This is a genomic window from Proteiniclasticum aestuarii (assembly GCF_017368455.1).
GTDB lineage: Bacteria > Bacillota > Clostridia > Clostridiales > Clostridiaceae > Proteiniclasticum > Proteiniclasticum aestuarii.
Genome location: NZ_JAFNJU010000001.1, coordinates 454,948 through 471,745, shown reverse-complemented (window position 1 = coordinate 471,745; position 16,798 = coordinate 454,948). Strand labels below are relative to the sequence as shown.

Here is a 16,798-nt window from a genome sequence, read left to right as displayed (position 1 = left end):
GAAAGAAAAGAGGGATGAAGAATGCTGGTACAACAGGAAAGAATTCCCGTTGCCGTCAACTCTTCTGCGTATACCCTGAAATACCGCGGTGAAGAAATCATTAAGGATTCGATCTTTTTTGATCTGGAACATTATCTATATAAAGAGCCCATAGCCATTGGTGTGTTCGGGGCAGCGATATATCAGGAAGAGAAGAAGGCCATTGAGACAACGCAATACATGATTGAAAACAGAAAAGATGCAAGAGCGATACTGAAGATGACCAAAGAGTATTTCGAAGCCATGAAGACCATGGGTAAAAAATATCTTGTGACTTTTTCCGGGAACAATGATTTCCTGGTCATCAATCATCTCTTCAAAAAGCATGAGATCGAATATGATTTTTCTGAAGAATTCGAGCTCGTGGATATTCAGAAGGAGTATGAAGCGAAGTACAAGAAGAACATTGGTCTGAAGAACCTGGAAAGACTCCACCAGATTGAAAGAGACGGAGAACTGATCTCCGGGATGACCCTGGCGAAGACATTCTCCAAGATCATCAAGGACCATAGCTACATTCATAGAATGCCGGAAGAAAAGATCACCAGAATTATGAAGTACAACGAGCAGGATGTGGTGAATCTCTTCAACATCATGAACCGCTGGGAAGAGGTCACTTTAGAGGATGTGCTGACGCTGGAGGAAAAGCTTCTGGAAGAGAAAATCAGGAAGATGGAAATGAAACAACTTCTTGAGGAAGCAGAGAAAGAGAATCAGAAATCTCTGCCTCTGGATGATTTGGCCAACGAGATGGGTTAGATAGCATACATTTTCTTTTGTCAGGAAAGTGTTATAAAACCTGCATGGAATCATGCAGGTTTTATAATGCGCTTCTATAAGGGACGTGCGGAAAGGCAATCGTTGATAATTGGCGAAACATTCGTTAAAATGAGAAGTAATAAAGCAGATAGGGCACAGACATATTCTGCAGCAGAAATGAATAGGAAGGATAAGTGGATACAGTACCACAGGTGAATAAGATGGGATTTAATTTCAGAAAAAGAATAAGACTCGGAAAACTCTTCAGCCTGAACATCGGAAAATCCGGAGCAAGCATTTCCTTCGGCGCAAAGGGCTTCAGACAGAGCTTCAGTACCAGGGGGAGTTCGAGAACAACATTCAGCCTCCCGGGAACGGGGCTTTCCTACAGCAAGACCATCAGTGCCAAATCCATACTGAAAAAGTTCGGAAACAGAGAAGTTTTCAAAAAGCATCCTGGATCAGAAAATCCGGAGGCGGAGGTAAACGCGTACAGGGAAGACATCGCTCTGATCACCACCCTTCATCATTATGAAGATTACCCCGGAGGCGTCAACTGGGAAGAAGTGAAAAGCGAAGAGGAACCATTTGAAAAAGGAAAGGCCGGTCCGCATACGGAGGAGGCCATGAAGATGGTTGAAGAGAACAGGCCGGGACTGTTTGCCAGAGTCTTCAGGAAAAGCGATTTCGAAGACAGGTCCAAAGAGGTTCTGGAAGAAGCCAGAAAAATGGATGAGGAGCTCTATGCTGCCTGGGAAAACAACAGAATCATCGCTGAGCGCATGTTGCATGATGATAAGGAAAGTCATCTGGAGGTTCTGGAGGACCTGAAATTGAGCGAAGAGCTTGGCTACTACATCAAAGACATGGACTTCAGCTACACAGACCAGGACTCTCTGAGGGTGGAGATGACGCTCAGCATCGATGATTTCATTCCGGAGGAGTACAAGTCTCTGACACCCACAGGGAAGCTGTCTATAAAAAAATACACAAAGACGGATTACTATGAAATCGCAAATCAGTTTGTTTCAGGAATTGTGCTGCGAACAGCACGGAATGTCTTTAACATTCTGCCGGTGGAAGATATCTTTGTGAATGTGTGGGAAACGGAATTGAACAAATACAGCGGTGTTCCGGAGAAGGAAAGAATTCTTTCCATACTGATCGACAGAGACACGTTCATGAAGCTGAATCTGGAGAAGGTAAATCCCTTCGATGCCCTGACGAACTTCAGGCATGAAGTGGAGTTCGTGAAGACCAGAGGATTCAAAGAAATCCATGAACTGACGATCTGATGAAAGTGCCCCAGTGATGGGGCTTTTCTGATGTGAATCATCATAAGCGTTTCTGCGCCTTTAGAGGGATATGGTGCATATTCTGGGAGGGAAAAGCGTTTAATTCTTTTTTAATATTCATTTGGTACAATCTCATTGTTCCTGAAATGCAGAATCTTTCGGAAGTATCAGATGATATATGAAGAAAACGAGAGAATCCGGAAGAAAAAAGCTGATAAGTTCAGGAAATCAGGAAAATCAATAATGAATCCTTGAATTTTAGTATTTAAGGGTATTTACAAATAACATCTTAGATGTTATTTTATTATCGTAGCTGTTAGCACTCATTGAGTGCGAGTGCTAGTAAAGGGGTGAGAAAGATGTCAAATCAGATGGACAGCAGAAAACTTGAAATACTGAAAGCCATTGTCACGGACTACATCATGACGGGTGAGCCAGTGGGATCGAGGACGCTGGAGAAGAAATATCAGCTTGGAATCAGTTCTGCCACCATCAGAAATGAGATGTCTGACCTGGAAGAACTAGGATATCTCGATCAGCTTCATTCATCCTCCGGCAGAATACCATCGGCCAAAGGATACAGAATGTACATCGATAAGCTGATGACGCTGGAATCGCTAAGTCCGGAAGAAGTGTCATTTATTGAAGAAAAAATCATCACCATGGCTGCTTTCGAGATCGACAAGATCATGAAGCAGACAGCCATGATGCTCTCAGAGCTGACGAATCTGGCCGTTGTGGCCAAAAAGCCCAGTCTGTCCAAGGCTCATGTGAAGAACATCCAGCTGATCAGCATGGAGAAAAACACAATCCTTGCAGTGATCATGGTCGACCATGGAGCCATCACACATAAACTGATCAGGCTGAACCATTCACCGGAACCGGAAGTGCTGATGAACATCTGCAATCTGCTGAATCTGAAGTTGAAGGATATGAACATCGAAGACATCAATCTACATATCGTGAACAGTCTCAAGAATGACCTGGAAGGATATGATGAACTGTTCCTTTCGATTCTGTCAGCAGTGTATGAGAGTCTCAATGATGAGGCTCAGGAGAACAGATATTTTGTAGATGGTACATCCAAGATTCTGAACTATCCGGAATTTTCCGATGTGAATAAAATGAAGGATTTTCTGGGTCTTTTGGAGCAGCCGGACCTTCTGTTTCATGATGTGGATGATGCCAATGAAGATATGCTCATCACACTAGGAGAAGAGCTGAGTCTGCCCGAAGCGAAGGATTTCACGATCATCACTACCAGTTACAAGATCAATGATGAGAATGTAGGAACGATCAATCTCATCGGACCCAAGAGACTGGATTATTCCAAGGTAGTGTCAATCATAAATAACGTAAAGAAAGAGCTTGGTAAAAGGCTCAATGAGGAGGATGTAAATGACGGAGGATAAGAACAGGAATCCAAAGAATGTCGCTTCGGATGAAGTAAATCCGCAGGACACGGTAGAAGAAGCTGGCATGGACCAGGAGGTTTCTGTGGAAGAATCTGAAGAGATGGAAACATCTGCAGAGGATGAGACAGCAGAGGAAAAAACGGAAGAGCAGGTAGAGAATACGATCGATATGAAAGAATTATTCAGAAAGAAAAAGGAAATGCTCGACGGAATCAGAAAGCTGGAAAATGAGAACCAGACTCTGAAAGACAGACTTGCAAGACTCAATGCCGAATATGAGAATTACAGAAAAAGAACCCAGAAGGAAAAGGACGGAATCTATACAGACAGTATCGTGGAAGTGGTGAAAGAGCTGCTGCCGGTGCTGGATAACCTGGAAGCTTCACTGAAGGTGGAGTCCGCTGATGTGGAATCGCTCCGAAAGGGTGTGGAGATGACACTGACTCAGTTCAGAGAATCCCTGCAGAAACTGAAGGTGACTGAAATCGACACAGAAGCACCTTTTGATCCCAATTTCCACGAAGCGGTCATGCATGTGGATGATCCATCCCTGGGCGAAAAGGAAATCGCACAGGTATTTCTCAAGGGATACCAGAGAGATGAAAAAATTATAAGATATAGCGTAGTTAAAGTCGCAAATTAGGAGGAATGATTAATGTCAAAAGTAATAGGTATTGATTTAGGAACAACAAACTCAGTAGTTGCTGTAATGGAAGGTGGAGACCCTGTCATCATCACCAGCTCTGAAGGCGGAAGAACAACTCCATCCGTGGTTTCTTTCCAGGCCAATGGTGAAAGACTGGTTGGGCAGGTTGCCAAGAGACAGGCCATCACAAACCCGGACAAGACCATCGCCTCTGCAAAGAGATACATGGGAACAGACAAGAAGTTCAACATCGAAGGAAAAGAATATACACCACAGGAAATCTCAGCCATGGTTCTTGGAAAACTGAAGGCGGATGCTGAGGCCTATCTTGGCGAGAAGGTGACACAGGCTGTCATCACCGTACCAGCATACTTCAATGATTCCCAGAGACAGGCAACCAAGGATGCAGGAAAGATTGCTGGACTTGAAGTCCTCAGAATCATCAACGAGCCGACAGCAGCTTCCCTTGCCTATGGACTGGACAAGGGTGACGAAGCGCACAAAATCCTTGTATTCGACTTAGGTGGAGGTACCTTCGACGTATCCATCCTGGACCTTGGAGATGGCGTATTCGAAGTGCTTTCCACAAACGGTAATACAAAGCTTGGTGGAGATGACTTTGACGACAGAGTCATGAACTACATCGCAGATGAATTCAAGAAGAACAACGGAATCGATCTGAGATCCGACAAGATGGCTCTTCAGAGACTGAAGGAAGCTGCAGAGAAGGCGAAGGTAGAGCTTTCCTCTTCCACTTCAACCTCCATCAATCTGCCATTCATCACAGCAGATGCCACAGGTCCAAAGCATATCGACATGACTCTGACAAGAGCGAAGTTCAATGAACTGACAGGAGACCTGGTGAAGGCGACCATCGAACCGATGAAGAAATCATTAAGTGATGCAGGTCTTACCATGAATGATATCGACAAGGTCATCCTTGTAGGTGGTTCCACAAGAATTCCAGCGGTAATAGATGCCATCAAGGACTTCACAGGAAAGGAACCTTCAAAGGGTGTAAATGCGGATGAAGTGGTTGCGCTGGGTGCGGCAATCCAGGCTGGTGTACTGACAGGTGAAGTGAAGGACATTCTTCTGCTTGACGTGACACCACTTACTCTGGGTCTTGAAACCTATGGCGGCGTATCCACACCGATCATCGAAAGAAATACAACCATACCTACAAAGAAGAGCCAGATCTTCACCACAGCAGCTGATGGACAGACTTCAGTAGAAGTGCATGTGGTGCAGGGTGAAAGACAGATGGCTGCTGACAACAAGACCCTTGGAAGATTCACATTATCTGGAATCGCCGCTGCAAGAAGAGGCGTGCCTCAGATCGAAGTCACCTTCGACATCGATGCCAACGGTATCGTGAAGGTCACAGCTGTGGACAAGGCCACAAACAAGGAAGCGAACATCACCATTACAGCTTCAACCAACCTGTCCGATGAAGAAATCGACAAGGCAGTGAAAGAAGCGGAAAGATTCGCTGAAGAAGACAAGAAGAAGAAGGAAGAAGTAGAGACCAAGAACAATGCCGATCAGGCCATCTATCAGACTGAAAAGTCTCTGGAAGAGCTGAAGGATAAAGTAAGCGATGAAGACAAGGCGAAGATCGAAGAGAAAATGGAAGTACTGAAGAACATCAAGGACAGCAACGACATGGAAGCGATCAAGAAAGCCACAGAAGAGCTGACCAATGAATTCTATAATGTCTCTTCCAAGATCTACCAGGCTGAAGCAGCTCAGAATCAGAGCGCTGAAGCATCTGATGCCGGCGCACAGGGCCCACAGGGTGATAATGTGGTCGACGCGGATTTCAAGGTTGAGGATGACAAGGAATAAGGTTATAATACTAAAGGTGTTCAATAGGGATGGGCAGGATTGCCCTTCCCTACTTGAAATTAATCCGTATTCTATGCCTTGACTGAAGGCAGTGCGAAATAATAGGTGGTGTAAGAATGGCAAAAAGAGACTTATATGAGGTTTTAGGACTTCAGAAGGGTGCCGATGAAAAACAGATTAAGAGTGCTTTCAGAAAGCTTGCGATAAAATATCATCCAGATAAGAATCCAGGTGACAAGGAAGCTGAAGAAAAGTTCAAGGAAATCAATGAGGCCTATCAGGTGCTCTCGGATCCTCAGAAGAAAGCCCAGTATGATCAGTTCGGAACAACGGACTTCAACGCGGGAGGAGCTGGCGCAGGCTACAGTGCACAGGACTTCGGTGATTTCGGAGACATCTTCGAATCCTTCTTTGGCGGCGGATTCGGTGGAGGATCCAGAAGAAGAACCGGACCAAGACGTGGTGCGGATCTGGAGTACAGACTGGATCTTACTTTTGAAGAAGCGGTGTTTGGTGTAGAAAAGGATGTTACCATAACAAGAACCGAAGACTGTGATGTCTGTCATGGTTCAGGCGCCAAGAAAGGATCCACGCCGGAAACCTGTAAGACCTGCCACGGTTCAGGCACAGTAAGAGTACAGAGACAGACTCTGTTCGGAAACATGGTGCAGGAGACGGTTTGTCCGACCTGTGGCGGTAACGGAGAGATGATTTCAGACCCCTGCGACAACTGCAAGGGCAAAGGTCAGGTCAGGCAGCGAAGAAAAATCAGCGTCAAGGTGCCAGCAGGTGTGGACTCAGGCAATGTGATGCCCCTTCGAGGACAGGGGGATAAAGGAGCCAAGGGAGGACCTTCCGGGGATCTACATATCGTAATCAATGTGAAGCCTCATAAGTTCTTTATCCGAAAAGGTAACGATATCTATGTGGATACCCATATCAATATCGCGGAAGCCGCTCTTGGAAAAGAAGTGAAAGTACCAACCATTGATGGCGACGTGTCCTATGAGATTCCAGCTGGAACTCAGTCCGGCACACTTTTCCGATTGAAAGGAAAAGGGGTCACCATGGTCAATTCCAGAAGCGGAGCGCGCGGGGACCAGTATGTGAATGTCATAGTGGATGTGCCGAAGAAACTGAACGATGCACAGAAAGAAGCCCTTTATCAGTTTATGGAAGCCTCCGGTCAGATCATCGATCGTGGTGAAAAAGACGACAAGAAAGACAAGAAAGAAAAGAAAAAGTTCGGGATCTTCTAAGGGCCTGAACAAAAGATATAGAAGATGAATAGCCTCAGCTGCTCCAAATGGAAGCAGCTGGGGCTAATCCTATGTAAGTTTACTGGATTTACTCCAACAGGAAATAAGTGTATTATAATAAGGATAATGAAGAAACATCGGAGTCTGAAACGGAAAAGAAACAGTTCAGTGCAGCTTTTGTGCGTGAAATAAGCACCTGGGATAGATAGAGGAGAGAAATTTTTTATGAGTACATGGAATGAAATAAAAATCATACTGAATGAAGAGGATCTGGAGTATATTCAGGGGATCCTGTATTCGATGGATGTCAGAGGCGTTTCCATCGAAGATCCGAGAGACCTTCTGGATCGGGAAAAGGGGCCGCTTACATGGGATTTTGCCGATATCAATATCTTTGAATACGGAAAAGATAAGGCGGTGGTCAGAGCTTACTTTAATATTGATGTGGATGTGAAGGAAGTCATCCATGAAATCAGAGAAAGAATCGAAAGTGCCAAGGAATTTGGTGTGATCATAGAAGATTTTGAAATCTTTTCGGAAGAGGTCCATGAAAGCGACTGGGCCAATGAATGGAAGAAGTACTACAAACCGACCAGAGTGGGGCGTAAATTCGTCATCAAACCTTTATGGGAGGACTATGAGCCGCAAGGGGATGAAATCATACTGAATATGGACCCTGGTATGGCCTTCGGTACAGGTACTCATGAAACCACAAGGCTTTGTCTTGAAGCCATTGAAGACCATATGAGAAGCGATACTAGAGTATTTGATATCGGTACCGGTTCAGGGATCCTTGCCATCGGGGCAAGAATGCTGGGAGCCAGTGAAGTGGTGGGTGTGGACCTGGATGTGGTGGCTGTGGATTCAGCAAGAGAAAACGTGGGATACAACCATCTTGACCATGTGGAGATTCTTCATGGGAATCTCATGGATGTGGTGGAAGGCACCGCAGACATCATCGTCGCCAATATCATTGCGGAAGTCATTCTTGTACTTATCGATGATGTGAAGAAGAAAATCAATGTGGATGGAGTGTTCATCGCATCCGGAATCATCAGGGAAAAAGAGAAGATGGTCAGCGATGCCCTTCATGAAAAAGGGTTTTCCATTGTGGAAGTGAGAAGAGAGGGCGAATGGGTCTGCATCGTATCGGAGGTGTCTCATGCATAAGTTCTTCACAGATGAGATAGAGAATTCTGTAGCGACCATTTCAGGCGATGATCACAAGCATCTTTCACGGGTGCTGAGACTGAAAGAGGGGGACTCCATTATTGTCAATGATCTGAACGGAGTGGATTATCTTGCACGGATCGAGCGTATCGAAAAGCAGGCCACAAGTGTGGAGCTCAGAGAAAAAATTCAAGGAAGCAATGAGAGCTGCCTTGACATCACGCTTTATCAGGGGCTGCCCAAAGCCGGAAAGATGGATCTCATCGTTCAGAAAGCCACAGAGCTAGGCGTCAATCGCATCGTACCGGTCATTACGGAAAGAGTGGTAGTTAAAAGCAGTTCGGAATTCAAGAAACTGGACAGGCTGAAAAGAATCATATTGGAAGCTGCGAAGCAGTCAAAAAGAAGCAGGATTCCTGATATTGAGCTTCCTATGAACTTTAACGAAGTTCTTCAGGATATGAAAAAGAATGAGATTCTCATTGTACCCTATGAAAATGCCGAAAACTATGGTTTCAGTGCGCTCAAGAAGGAACTCTGCGAATTGAGATCCTGCGGGATTCTCATCGGTCCGGAAGGAGGTTTCACGGATGAGGAAATCGCATCACTTCGTGTGAAAGGTGCGAAAGTTGTGACTCTGGGAGGCCGGATACTGCGCACTGAGACTGCGGGATTCACGGCAATCACCATGGCTCAGCTGCTTTATGGAGATATGGGAGGAAAGATATAGATGAAAGTTGCATTTCAGACCCTTGGCTGTCGGGTGAATGTCTATGATTCGGAAGCCATGATCGAAATGTTCAAGAAAGACGGGTATGAACTGGTGGATTTCAATGAACCCGCAGATGTGTATGTGATCAATACCTGTACCGTCACCAACATGGGAGACAAGAAATCAAGACAGTACATCAGCCGTGCCAAAAGGACAAACAAGGATGCTGTAGTGGCTGTGGTGGGATGCTATTCCCAGGTGAGCAAAGAGGATGTCATGGAGATTCCTGGTGTGGATGTGATTCTGGGATCAAGGAACAAGAGTGACATCGTATTTCATGTGAACCGGTCGAAAGCGGAGAAGAAGCAGATTGTGGAAGTCACAGACAAGATTCTTTTGAACTCGAAGTTTGAAGATCTGGGGGTCACAGGCTATGAAGGAAAGACAAGAGCCTTTCTCAAGATCCAGGACGGATGCAATCGCTTCTGCTCCTACTGCATCATCCCTTATGCGAGAGGGGGCTTATCCAGCAAGAATCCTGAAAGTGTACTGAAGGAAATCAGGAAACTGGCAGAGGAGGGCTTTACAGAAGTCATTCTTTCAGGCATCCATATTGCATCCTACGGACACGATCTTCCGGAGAAGACAGACTTACTGGACCTTCTGGAAGAAATCGAGCTGATCGATGGAATAAAAAGAGTCCGCATCGGCTCCATAGAGCCCATGTTCTTCAGAAACGGCAGAATGGACCGTATCGTGAAGCTGAAGAAGCTGTGTCCTCATTTCCATCTGTCTCTCCAGTCCGGAGCGAGAGAAACGTTGGTGCGGATGAACAGAAGATATACCCCGCTGGACTTCAGTGAGGTTGTGGATGAAATCAGAAGAAGACTTCCAGAAGCGTCCATCACAACGGATGTGATTGTAGGTTTTCCCGGTGAAACGAAAGAGGAATTCAATGAAACCTATTCATTTCTTGACAGGATGAAGCTCACAAAGGTTCATACATTCAAATACAGTCCGCGAAAAGGGACGCCGGCATATCATATGGAAGATCAGGTGGACGGAAATGAGAAGGATCGTCGAAGCAAACTGATCATGACACAGAGCGATAAAAATGAAGATGATTTTCTAAAGAGCTATGTGGGGAAAACCTGTGAGGTTCTGTACGAGGAAGGAAAAAACGGAGTTCACATGGGCTATACCGCTAATTATATGAAAGTGAGCGTATTGTCACAGGAGAATATTCAGGGAAGATATCTCCCGACGAAAATCACGAAAGTGGAAAAACAGGTTCTGATGGGCGAAATTCTTGCATAAATTAATGTCAGAATCATTCACTTTTTTACCGCTTAACGTGTATAATGGTTATAAATATAAACGGTAAAGGGGGGATAAGTTATGGATTGTCTGTTCTGCAGGATTATTGCCGGTGAAATACCATCTGACAAGGTGTATGAGGATGAAGATCTTTTTGCCTTCAGGGATATTGACCCGAAAGCACCCACGCATATCCTCGTGATTCCAAAAAAACATATTCAGTCTGTGAATGAGATAGACCAGAATAATGTAAATCTGATTTCAAAAGCCTATCTTGTGCTGAAAAAGCTGGCATTAGAAGAAGGGATTGCAGAGTCCGGATACCGTATTGTTGTCAATACCAATGAGGATGGCGGCCAGTCCGTCGGACATTTGCATTTCCATCTGCTGGGTGGAAGAAGTTTATCATGGCCACCAGGCTAAAACATTGACTGATGATTGATTTTATACTATAATTATCAGTGTGTTATTTTGCACTAAGGCTGATATTTATATTTTTAACTAGCGGAGGGAGGGATAATGAATGTCAGAAATCAAAGTTGGAGAAAATGAATCACTAGAGAATGCTCTTAGAAGATTCAAGAAGAAATGTGCCAGATCAGGAATTCTTGGTGAAGTAAGAAAGAGAGAACATTATGAAAAGCCAAGCGTGAAGAAGAAGCTTAAATCAGAAGCTGCGAGAAAGAGAAAGTTCAAATAGTAGCTATTGAAGAAGGTGTGATCATGACGATCAAGGAACAGATTCAGACTGACTGGAAGAATGCGCTGAAAAGTAAAGACAAAGAGAAGGCCAGTGTATTAAGCATGGCTAAGTCTGCTATACTTTATGCTGAAAAAGAATCAAAATCCGAGTTGTCTGAAGACAGAATCATAGAGATAATCGCCAGAGAAGTTAAAATGAGACGAGATGCTGCAGCGGAGTTTGAAAAAGGAAACAGAAGTGACCTGGTCGAACAAAGCAGATTTGAAATAGAAACTTTATTGAGTTATCTACCAAAGCAGTTAAAAGAAGAAGAAATAATTGAATTGGTTGAGAATACAGCTAAAGAAATAGGCGCAAATAACATGAAAGACATGGGGAAACTCATGGCAGCACTCAAACCGCTTACCACAGGTAAGGCAGACGGTAAACTTGTGAGCACTTTGGTGAAGAATTATTTAACGAAGTAGAATAAACTCATCTTGTATCCGAAAGGAGCAAGATGAGTTTTTTTCAGTGCCTGGAATCTGCCCTTTATTCTCTTCAGGAAAAAGGACCGAAATCCATGTATTGATATATATTACACAATAAAGTAAGATGAAGGTACGGATAAGGGGGAGAGTTCATGTGGAGAAAATATGGCTTGAATATTCTGGCGTTGATTATAGTACTGCTCATAAGAATCGTTATCGTTCCGTTTGCTTTGCCTAAAGAGTATGGAGCTTATCCAAGAATCATGTCGTATCAGATCCGTAGAGACTATCCGATGTATGACCTGGTCAATCTGAGAAACCTGGAAAGCGCGTCCAGTCGTTCAGGTTATTCCATGGAGACACTGATTGCCATTGATCTGCTGATGAAGAATGGCCTGGATCCGCTAAAAGCAATAGGTGGAATGGAAGAGGAGTTCAAAGAAATTCCGATGCCTGAAAACTTCAGAATGGATCTTTTATCTGATAGAATTTCTGAGATTCATGAAATCTATGACAGGTCGGTCAGGCTGATTTCAATATTGTTTGAGGTCACCATGGTGATCCTTTCGGCAACAATTTTCTATTATCTGCTTTTCTACATTGACTATCGAAGAAGGCAGAAGGGGAAAAGTCTGATGAGAGAATCCTATGAGCTGACTGGAAAAGAAAACAGAGTATAGAATAGGAAATCGGGTTATAATAGAGTGATGGTTATAACTCGTTTTTTTTATGTCGAGTGAAATGGAGGGACATTTATGAAAAATAAAGCGCTGATACTGAATCTGAAAGAGGATAAGTTTGGAGCAGAATATCTGGATGCGGACAGGAAACCGCTGGAAAAAGGAGAAGTGCGTGTGAAGACCGCTTTTTCAGGAATCAATTTCAAAGATCGTCTGGCTATGAAACCTGAAAGTAAGGTCGTACGGAAATATCCGATAGTGCCTGGAATTGATTTTTCAGGATATGTGGAAGAAACAGGCTCATCTCAGTTCGCTGTAGGAGATGAGGTTTTCGTCACAGGGCTGGGATATGGAACAGACCGGGATGGAGGGTTTTCCGAGTATGTGATCGTGAAGGAGGAGGATCTCTGCGTCGTTCCGGATGGATTGTCGCTGAAGGAAGTGATGCAGATCGGCACTGCAGGCTTTACAGCTGCATTGTCGGTGGATGCTGTTTCCAGAGGAGAGGCACTTACAAACCGGGAGATTCTAGTCACGGGAGGGACCGGTGGAGTCTCATCCTTTGCCATCATGCTTCTAAATAGCCTTGGAGCAAAGGTCACCGCAGCCACGAGAAGCCTTGACCATGAAGCTTATCTGAGGTCATTAGGCGCACATCATGTGATCTTGTTTGAGACTCTTCTCGAAAAGAGAAAGCCTCTATCCAAGGAAAGATGGGATGGGGTCATAGACGCCACGGGTGGTGAGGCTACAGGGAATCTGCTGACTGAAATTCGATACGGTGGTACTCTGGCGGTCAGCGGGAATCTGTCTGGTACTAAATTCAGTACAACAGTGTTTCCATTTATCCTGCGAGGAATCAGTCTTCAGGGAATAGATTCCGTTTATGTGACCAGAGAAAGAAAAATGGATCTGTTCAATAAGATGGCCCGGGAATGGAAAATGGAGAATCTGGACCGTGTCATTTATAAGGAAGTGGCATTTAAAGATCTGAAAGAGGAACTGCTTCGTGAATCCAATGGAACGGGGAGAGTTCTGGTGACCTTCAAGTAAGGTTCTTGTCAAATTGTAGCAATTCGTTCTGGAGTTTGATAAACTGATTATATGAAATAACATTCTGCATCGGGCTACTGATTCATCAGGGCCCTTCTGGAATGACTCTTTACTGTAAGGAGAAAATATGAAAATCGAAAGAATGAAGTGGTGGAGAAGAGGTTTATTCGCGTTATCCATCCTGATCACTTTTGGGATACTGGTAACCAGTATCGTGAATAAGAAATATGATTTGAAAGTGGGGGATATCGCCCCAGTGGATTTCAAAGCATCAGTGGATCTGGTGGATGAGATGACAACGGAAGCGCTGATAAGCGACGCTGTGGATTCTGTGCAGAACCAGTACAGACAGGAGCTCGAGGTCCGTAGAAGTGCACTGAAGGAAAATAATGATTTTTTCAACGGGATCATCAATGCGAGAAATCCGCTGGTGGAGACAGAAGAAATTGCTGAACTTCTTGCAAACCGGGGAACTTATGGCCTGACTTCTGCAGAATATCTTGCACTGCTCACTATAGACAATAGTGATCTGAGGTATGCCTTGAACACCATCAACAACAGCATCAATAAAATCTATGAGACTCCATTGGAGGAAGATGACGAGAGCAAAATCGAACGCTCCAGGGCTGAACTGATGGATGTCGTTGACAGCTTCAGTTTTAATGACACGGCTAAAGATGCCATTAAGCGCTTCGTAACGACTCTTGTGAAACCCAATTATTTCTTTGATCAGGAGGCTACTGAAAGTCTGAAAGAGGAAGCCAGAAATAGTGTGACGCCAGTCGTCATAAAGAAGAATCAGACCATCGTCAAGGAGGGGGATCCGGTCAATGCGAATCAGCTGGCAATCCTTTCGGAACTGGGTTATCTCAATGAAAGCGGATTCAATGCACTGCCTTTTGCAGGTCTTCTTGCTGCAGTGCTTGTGATACATAGTATCATTATCTATTATCTGAAGCGTTTCTACAAAGGTATTTATGAGGATCTCAAGAGAATCACCCTGATTTTTCTGCTTATGGGGCTGGTTCTGGCTTTGACGAGATTCATGGTCATCATCAATCCTTTCCTGGTGCCTTATACATTCCTGCCGATGCTGCTGACGATTCTGGTGAAGAAGAGAATCGGCCAGACACTGGCCCTATACAATGCGATCTTCATCAGCATCATCACCGGATTCAATGTTCAGGTGCTCATTATCCTGATGCTGACCTCTGTGCTGAGTGTAATCTTCATCAATAAAGTGGAAGAAAGAAATGACATCATCAAATCCAGTTTCTACATTGGTGTGGTCGCATTTCTTCTTTCCCTTGCCATGGGATTCCTTCTTTCCAATGCAGTGGCGGACACGTTCAGGAATTCGCTACTGGTTGCAAGCGGAGTTCTGCTTTCGGGCATTCTTGTCATCGGATTTCTGCCGCTTATTGAAAACACTTTCAATGTAGTCACGGAAATTAAGCTGCTGGAGCTTGCAAATCCCAATAATCCACTGCTCAAAAGGCTGCAGATGGAAGCGCCAGGCACGTATCATCACAGCATCATGGTAGGGAATCTGGCAGAAGCAGCTGCGGAGGAACTACATGCCAATAGCATTCTTCTGAGAGTGGCTGCCTATTATCATGATATCGGAAAACTATCGAGACCACAGTTTTTCAAGGAAAACCAGATCGGGTCCAAGAATCCCCATGACGAGATTACTCCGAATCTTTCCACGCTGATTATCATCAACCATGTGAAAATAGGGCTTGAGATGGCTGAAAAAGCGAAACTGCCGGAAGAAATCAAGGATCTCATTGCTCAGCACCACGGCACTACTTTAGTCAAGTACTTTTACCTGACCATGAAGAATAATGCGGAAGATCCAGACTCTGTCAAGGAAGAGGATTTCAGATATCCGGGTCCCAAGCCAAAGACCAGAGAAGCTGGTATCATGATGCTGGCGGACAGTGTGGAAGCGGCAGTCCGGAGTATTCCGGATCCCACTTCAGGCAAGGTGGAGGCTATGGTTTACAAGATATTCAAAGACAAGCTTGATGATGGACAACTTGATGAATGTGACATCACGTTCAGTGATGTATCAAGAATCAGAAAGAACTTTCTCAAGACATTCAGCTCGATCTATCATGAAAGAATAGAATATCCCGAAGACAAAAGAAAGAAACCGAACGAAAAAAAGACGGGTGAATGAAATGATCAATATTGAGAATGAACAGGATAAAGTTCATGTGAATGATGCGCTTCTGAAAGCCATCGATGATACAATAAACTACACGCTGAAAGATCAGAATGTTTCCTATGAATGTGATGTAAGTGTGCTTCTGGTGGATAATGAAACCATCAGAGACATCAACAGAGACAATAGAAATATTGATAAGGAGACGGATGTGCTTTCCTTTCCCATGATCGAATATGAAGAAGGGAAGACGTACAAGGATCTTTATGCAGACCATAAATTTGGTGTCGAATATTTTGATGGAGATGCACTGGTTCTCGGTGATGTGGTCCTGTCCATGGAAAAAGCGCTGGAGCAGGCTGAAGAGTTTGGTCACTCAGTGAAACGTGAAGCATGCTATCTTGTTGTGCACTCGGTTCTCCATTTATTGGGCTATGACCATATGAATGAGAAGGATAAGATCAGAATGAGAGCGGAAGAAGAAAAAATACTTCATGCACTGGATATAACAAGGGAGTAGGAAGGTGAACTTATGGATTTAAAGGGTCTACTTGATAGTTTCAACTATGCGATATCCGGGTTCATCTATGCTGTCCGCACCCAGAGAAATATGAAAATCCATATGGTGGCGGCCATACTCGTAATCATATTTTCACTCTTTACGAACATCACTAAAGTGGAACTTCTGCTGCTATGCATAGCCATCACCATGGTCATGTCTGCAGAGCTACTGAATACCGCCATAGAAAGTGCCATTGATGCAACAACGAATCACTATCATCCACTGGCGGAAATCGCAAAGAACGCTTCTGCTGCTGCTGTACTTTTAACCGCGGTAAATGCTGTCATCGTGGGATACTTCATCTTCTGGGAACAGATCACGACATTCACATTCAGAGGGGTGCAGCTCATAAAGCATTCTAGTCCCTATCTGGTGATTGTGGTTCTGATCATTGTGTCATTGTCTGTGATTCTCACGAAAGCGGTTGTGGGTGAAGGTACGCCACTGAAAGGGGGCATGCCTTCAGGACATGCTGCGGTTGCATTCAGTCTGGCAACAGTGATCAGCTATCTTTCTGATTCAACCATTGCAATCACACTAAGCTTTCTGATGGCGATCATCGTTGCGCAATCCCGTGTGGATTCAAAGGTGCATTCCCTGAAAGAAGTATTTGTAGGCGGACTCCTCGGATTTCTTGTAACCATACTGCTGTTCAGATTTTTCGGTTATTAGGAAAGCATCCAATGAGATATAAAATAAT

Annotated in this window: 17 protein-coding genes; all 17 read left to right on the top strand. The window is 44.4% G+C overall.

Annotated features, from left to right (window positions below):
- The first annotated feature begins 21 nt into the window (after positions 1-21).
- The 17 genes from J3A84_RS02315 to J3A84_RS02235 all read left to right on the top strand — a co-directional run bounded on the left by J3A84_RS02315 (position 22) and on the right by J3A84_RS02235 (position 16,770).
- The gene (locus J3A84_RS02315) at positions 22-798 is read left to right on the top strand and encodes a ribonuclease H-like domain-containing protein (protein ID WP_207598377.1); all 777 of its coding nucleotides are present in this window, start codon (positions 22-24) and stop codon (positions 796-798) included.
- A gap of 194 nt (positions 799-992) precedes the next feature.
- Positions 993-2,093: a DUF4236 domain-containing protein gene (locus J3A84_RS02310; protein ID WP_342590925.1), complete on the top strand. Its 1,101-nt coding sequence runs from the start codon at positions 993-995 to the stop codon at positions 2,091-2,093.
- 359 nt (positions 2,094-2,452) lie between these two features.
- Positions 2,453-3,505: a heat-inducible transcriptional repressor HrcA gene (gene hrcA, locus J3A84_RS02305; RefSeq protein WP_242693925.1), complete on the top strand. Its 1,053-nt coding sequence runs from the start codon at positions 2,453-2,455 to the stop codon at positions 3,503-3,505.
- Positions 3,492-4,151, top strand: a complete 660-nt coding sequence (gene grpE, locus J3A84_RS02300) for a nucleotide exchange factor GrpE (RefSeq protein ID WP_207598376.1) — start codon at positions 3,492-3,494, stop codon at positions 4,149-4,151. Before hrcA ends, grpE begins: the two co-directional genes overlap by 14 nt.
- Before the next feature lie 12 nt (positions 4,152-4,163).
- Positions 4,164-6,002 carry a molecular chaperone DnaK gene (gene dnaK, locus J3A84_RS02295; protein ID WP_207598375.1) on the top strand — a complete coding sequence of 613 codons (1,839 nt, stop codon included), beginning with the start codon at positions 4,164-4,166 and terminating at the stop codon, positions 6,000-6,002.
- 116 nt (positions 6,003-6,118) lie between these two features.
- On the top strand, positions 6,119-7,261 hold the full coding sequence (gene dnaJ, locus J3A84_RS02290) for a molecular chaperone DnaJ (protein ID WP_207598374.1): 1,143 nt from the start codon (positions 6,119-6,121) through the stop codon (positions 7,259-7,261).
- A 225-nt stretch (positions 7,262-7,486) separates the two neighbouring features.
- Positions 7,487-8,431, top strand: coding sequence for a 50S ribosomal protein L11 methyltransferase (gene prmA, locus J3A84_RS02285; RefSeq protein ID WP_207598373.1), 945 nt, complete (start codon positions 7,487-7,489; stop codon positions 8,429-8,431).
- Positions 8,424-9,161 (top strand): 16S rRNA (uracil(1498)-N(3))-methyltransferase, encoded by a 738-nt coding sequence (locus tag J3A84_RS02280; RefSeq protein WP_207598372.1) that lies wholly within the window; start codon positions 8,424-8,426, stop codon positions 9,159-9,161. Before prmA ends, J3A84_RS02280 begins: the two co-directional genes overlap by 8 nt.
- Positions 9,162-10,460, top strand: a complete 1,299-nt coding sequence (gene mtaB / locus J3A84_RS02275; RefSeq protein WP_207598371.1) for a tRNA (N(6)-L-threonylcarbamoyladenosine(37)-C(2))-methylthiotransferase MtaB — start codon at positions 9,162-9,164, stop codon at positions 10,458-10,460.
- Positions 10,461-10,541: 81 nt separating this feature from the next.
- Positions 10,542-10,883, top strand: coding sequence for a histidine triad nucleotide-binding protein (locus J3A84_RS02270; RefSeq protein ID WP_207598370.1), 342 nt, complete (start codon positions 10,542-10,544; stop codon positions 10,881-10,883).
- Between the two features lie 100 nt (positions 10,884-10,983).
- Positions 10,984-11,160 carry a 30S ribosomal protein S21 gene (rpsU, locus tag J3A84_RS02265; RefSeq protein WP_031573182.1) on the top strand — a complete coding sequence of 59 codons (177 nt, stop codon included), beginning with the start codon at positions 10,984-10,986 and terminating at the stop codon, positions 11,158-11,160.
- A 23-nt stretch (positions 11,161-11,183) separates the two neighbouring features.
- Positions 11,184-11,630, top strand: coding sequence for a GatB/YqeY domain-containing protein (locus tag J3A84_RS02260; protein ID WP_242693924.1), 447 nt, complete (start codon positions 11,184-11,186; stop codon positions 11,628-11,630).
- A 155-nt stretch (positions 11,631-11,785) separates the two neighbouring features.
- Positions 11,786-12,313 carry a hypothetical protein gene (locus tag J3A84_RS02255; RefSeq protein WP_207598369.1) on the top strand — a complete coding sequence of 176 codons (528 nt, stop codon included), beginning with the start codon at positions 11,786-11,788 and terminating at the stop codon, positions 12,311-12,313.
- Between the two features lie 75 nt (positions 12,314-12,388).
- A complete protein-coding gene (locus tag J3A84_RS02250) occupies positions 12,389-13,366 on the top strand; it encodes an acrylyl-CoA reductase family protein (protein ID WP_207598368.1) in 978 nt (325 codons plus the stop codon).
- 127 nt (positions 13,367-13,493) lie between these two features.
- Positions 13,494-15,551: an HD family phosphohydrolase gene (locus tag J3A84_RS02245; protein ID WP_207598367.1), complete on the top strand. Its 2,058-nt coding sequence runs from the start codon at positions 13,494-13,496 to the stop codon at positions 15,549-15,551.
- 1 nt (position 15,552) lies between these two features.
- Positions 15,553-16,056, top strand: a complete 504-nt coding sequence (gene ybeY, locus J3A84_RS02240) for an rRNA maturation RNase YbeY (protein WP_207598366.1) — start codon at positions 15,553-15,555, stop codon at positions 16,054-16,056.
- Positions 16,057-16,068: 12 nt separating this feature from the next.
- The gene (locus tag J3A84_RS02235; RefSeq protein WP_207598365.1) at positions 16,069-16,770 is read left to right on the top strand and encodes a diacylglycerol kinase; all 702 of its coding nucleotides are present in this window, start codon (positions 16,069-16,071) and stop codon (positions 16,768-16,770) included.
- Positions 16,771-16,798 lie beyond the last annotated feature (28 nt).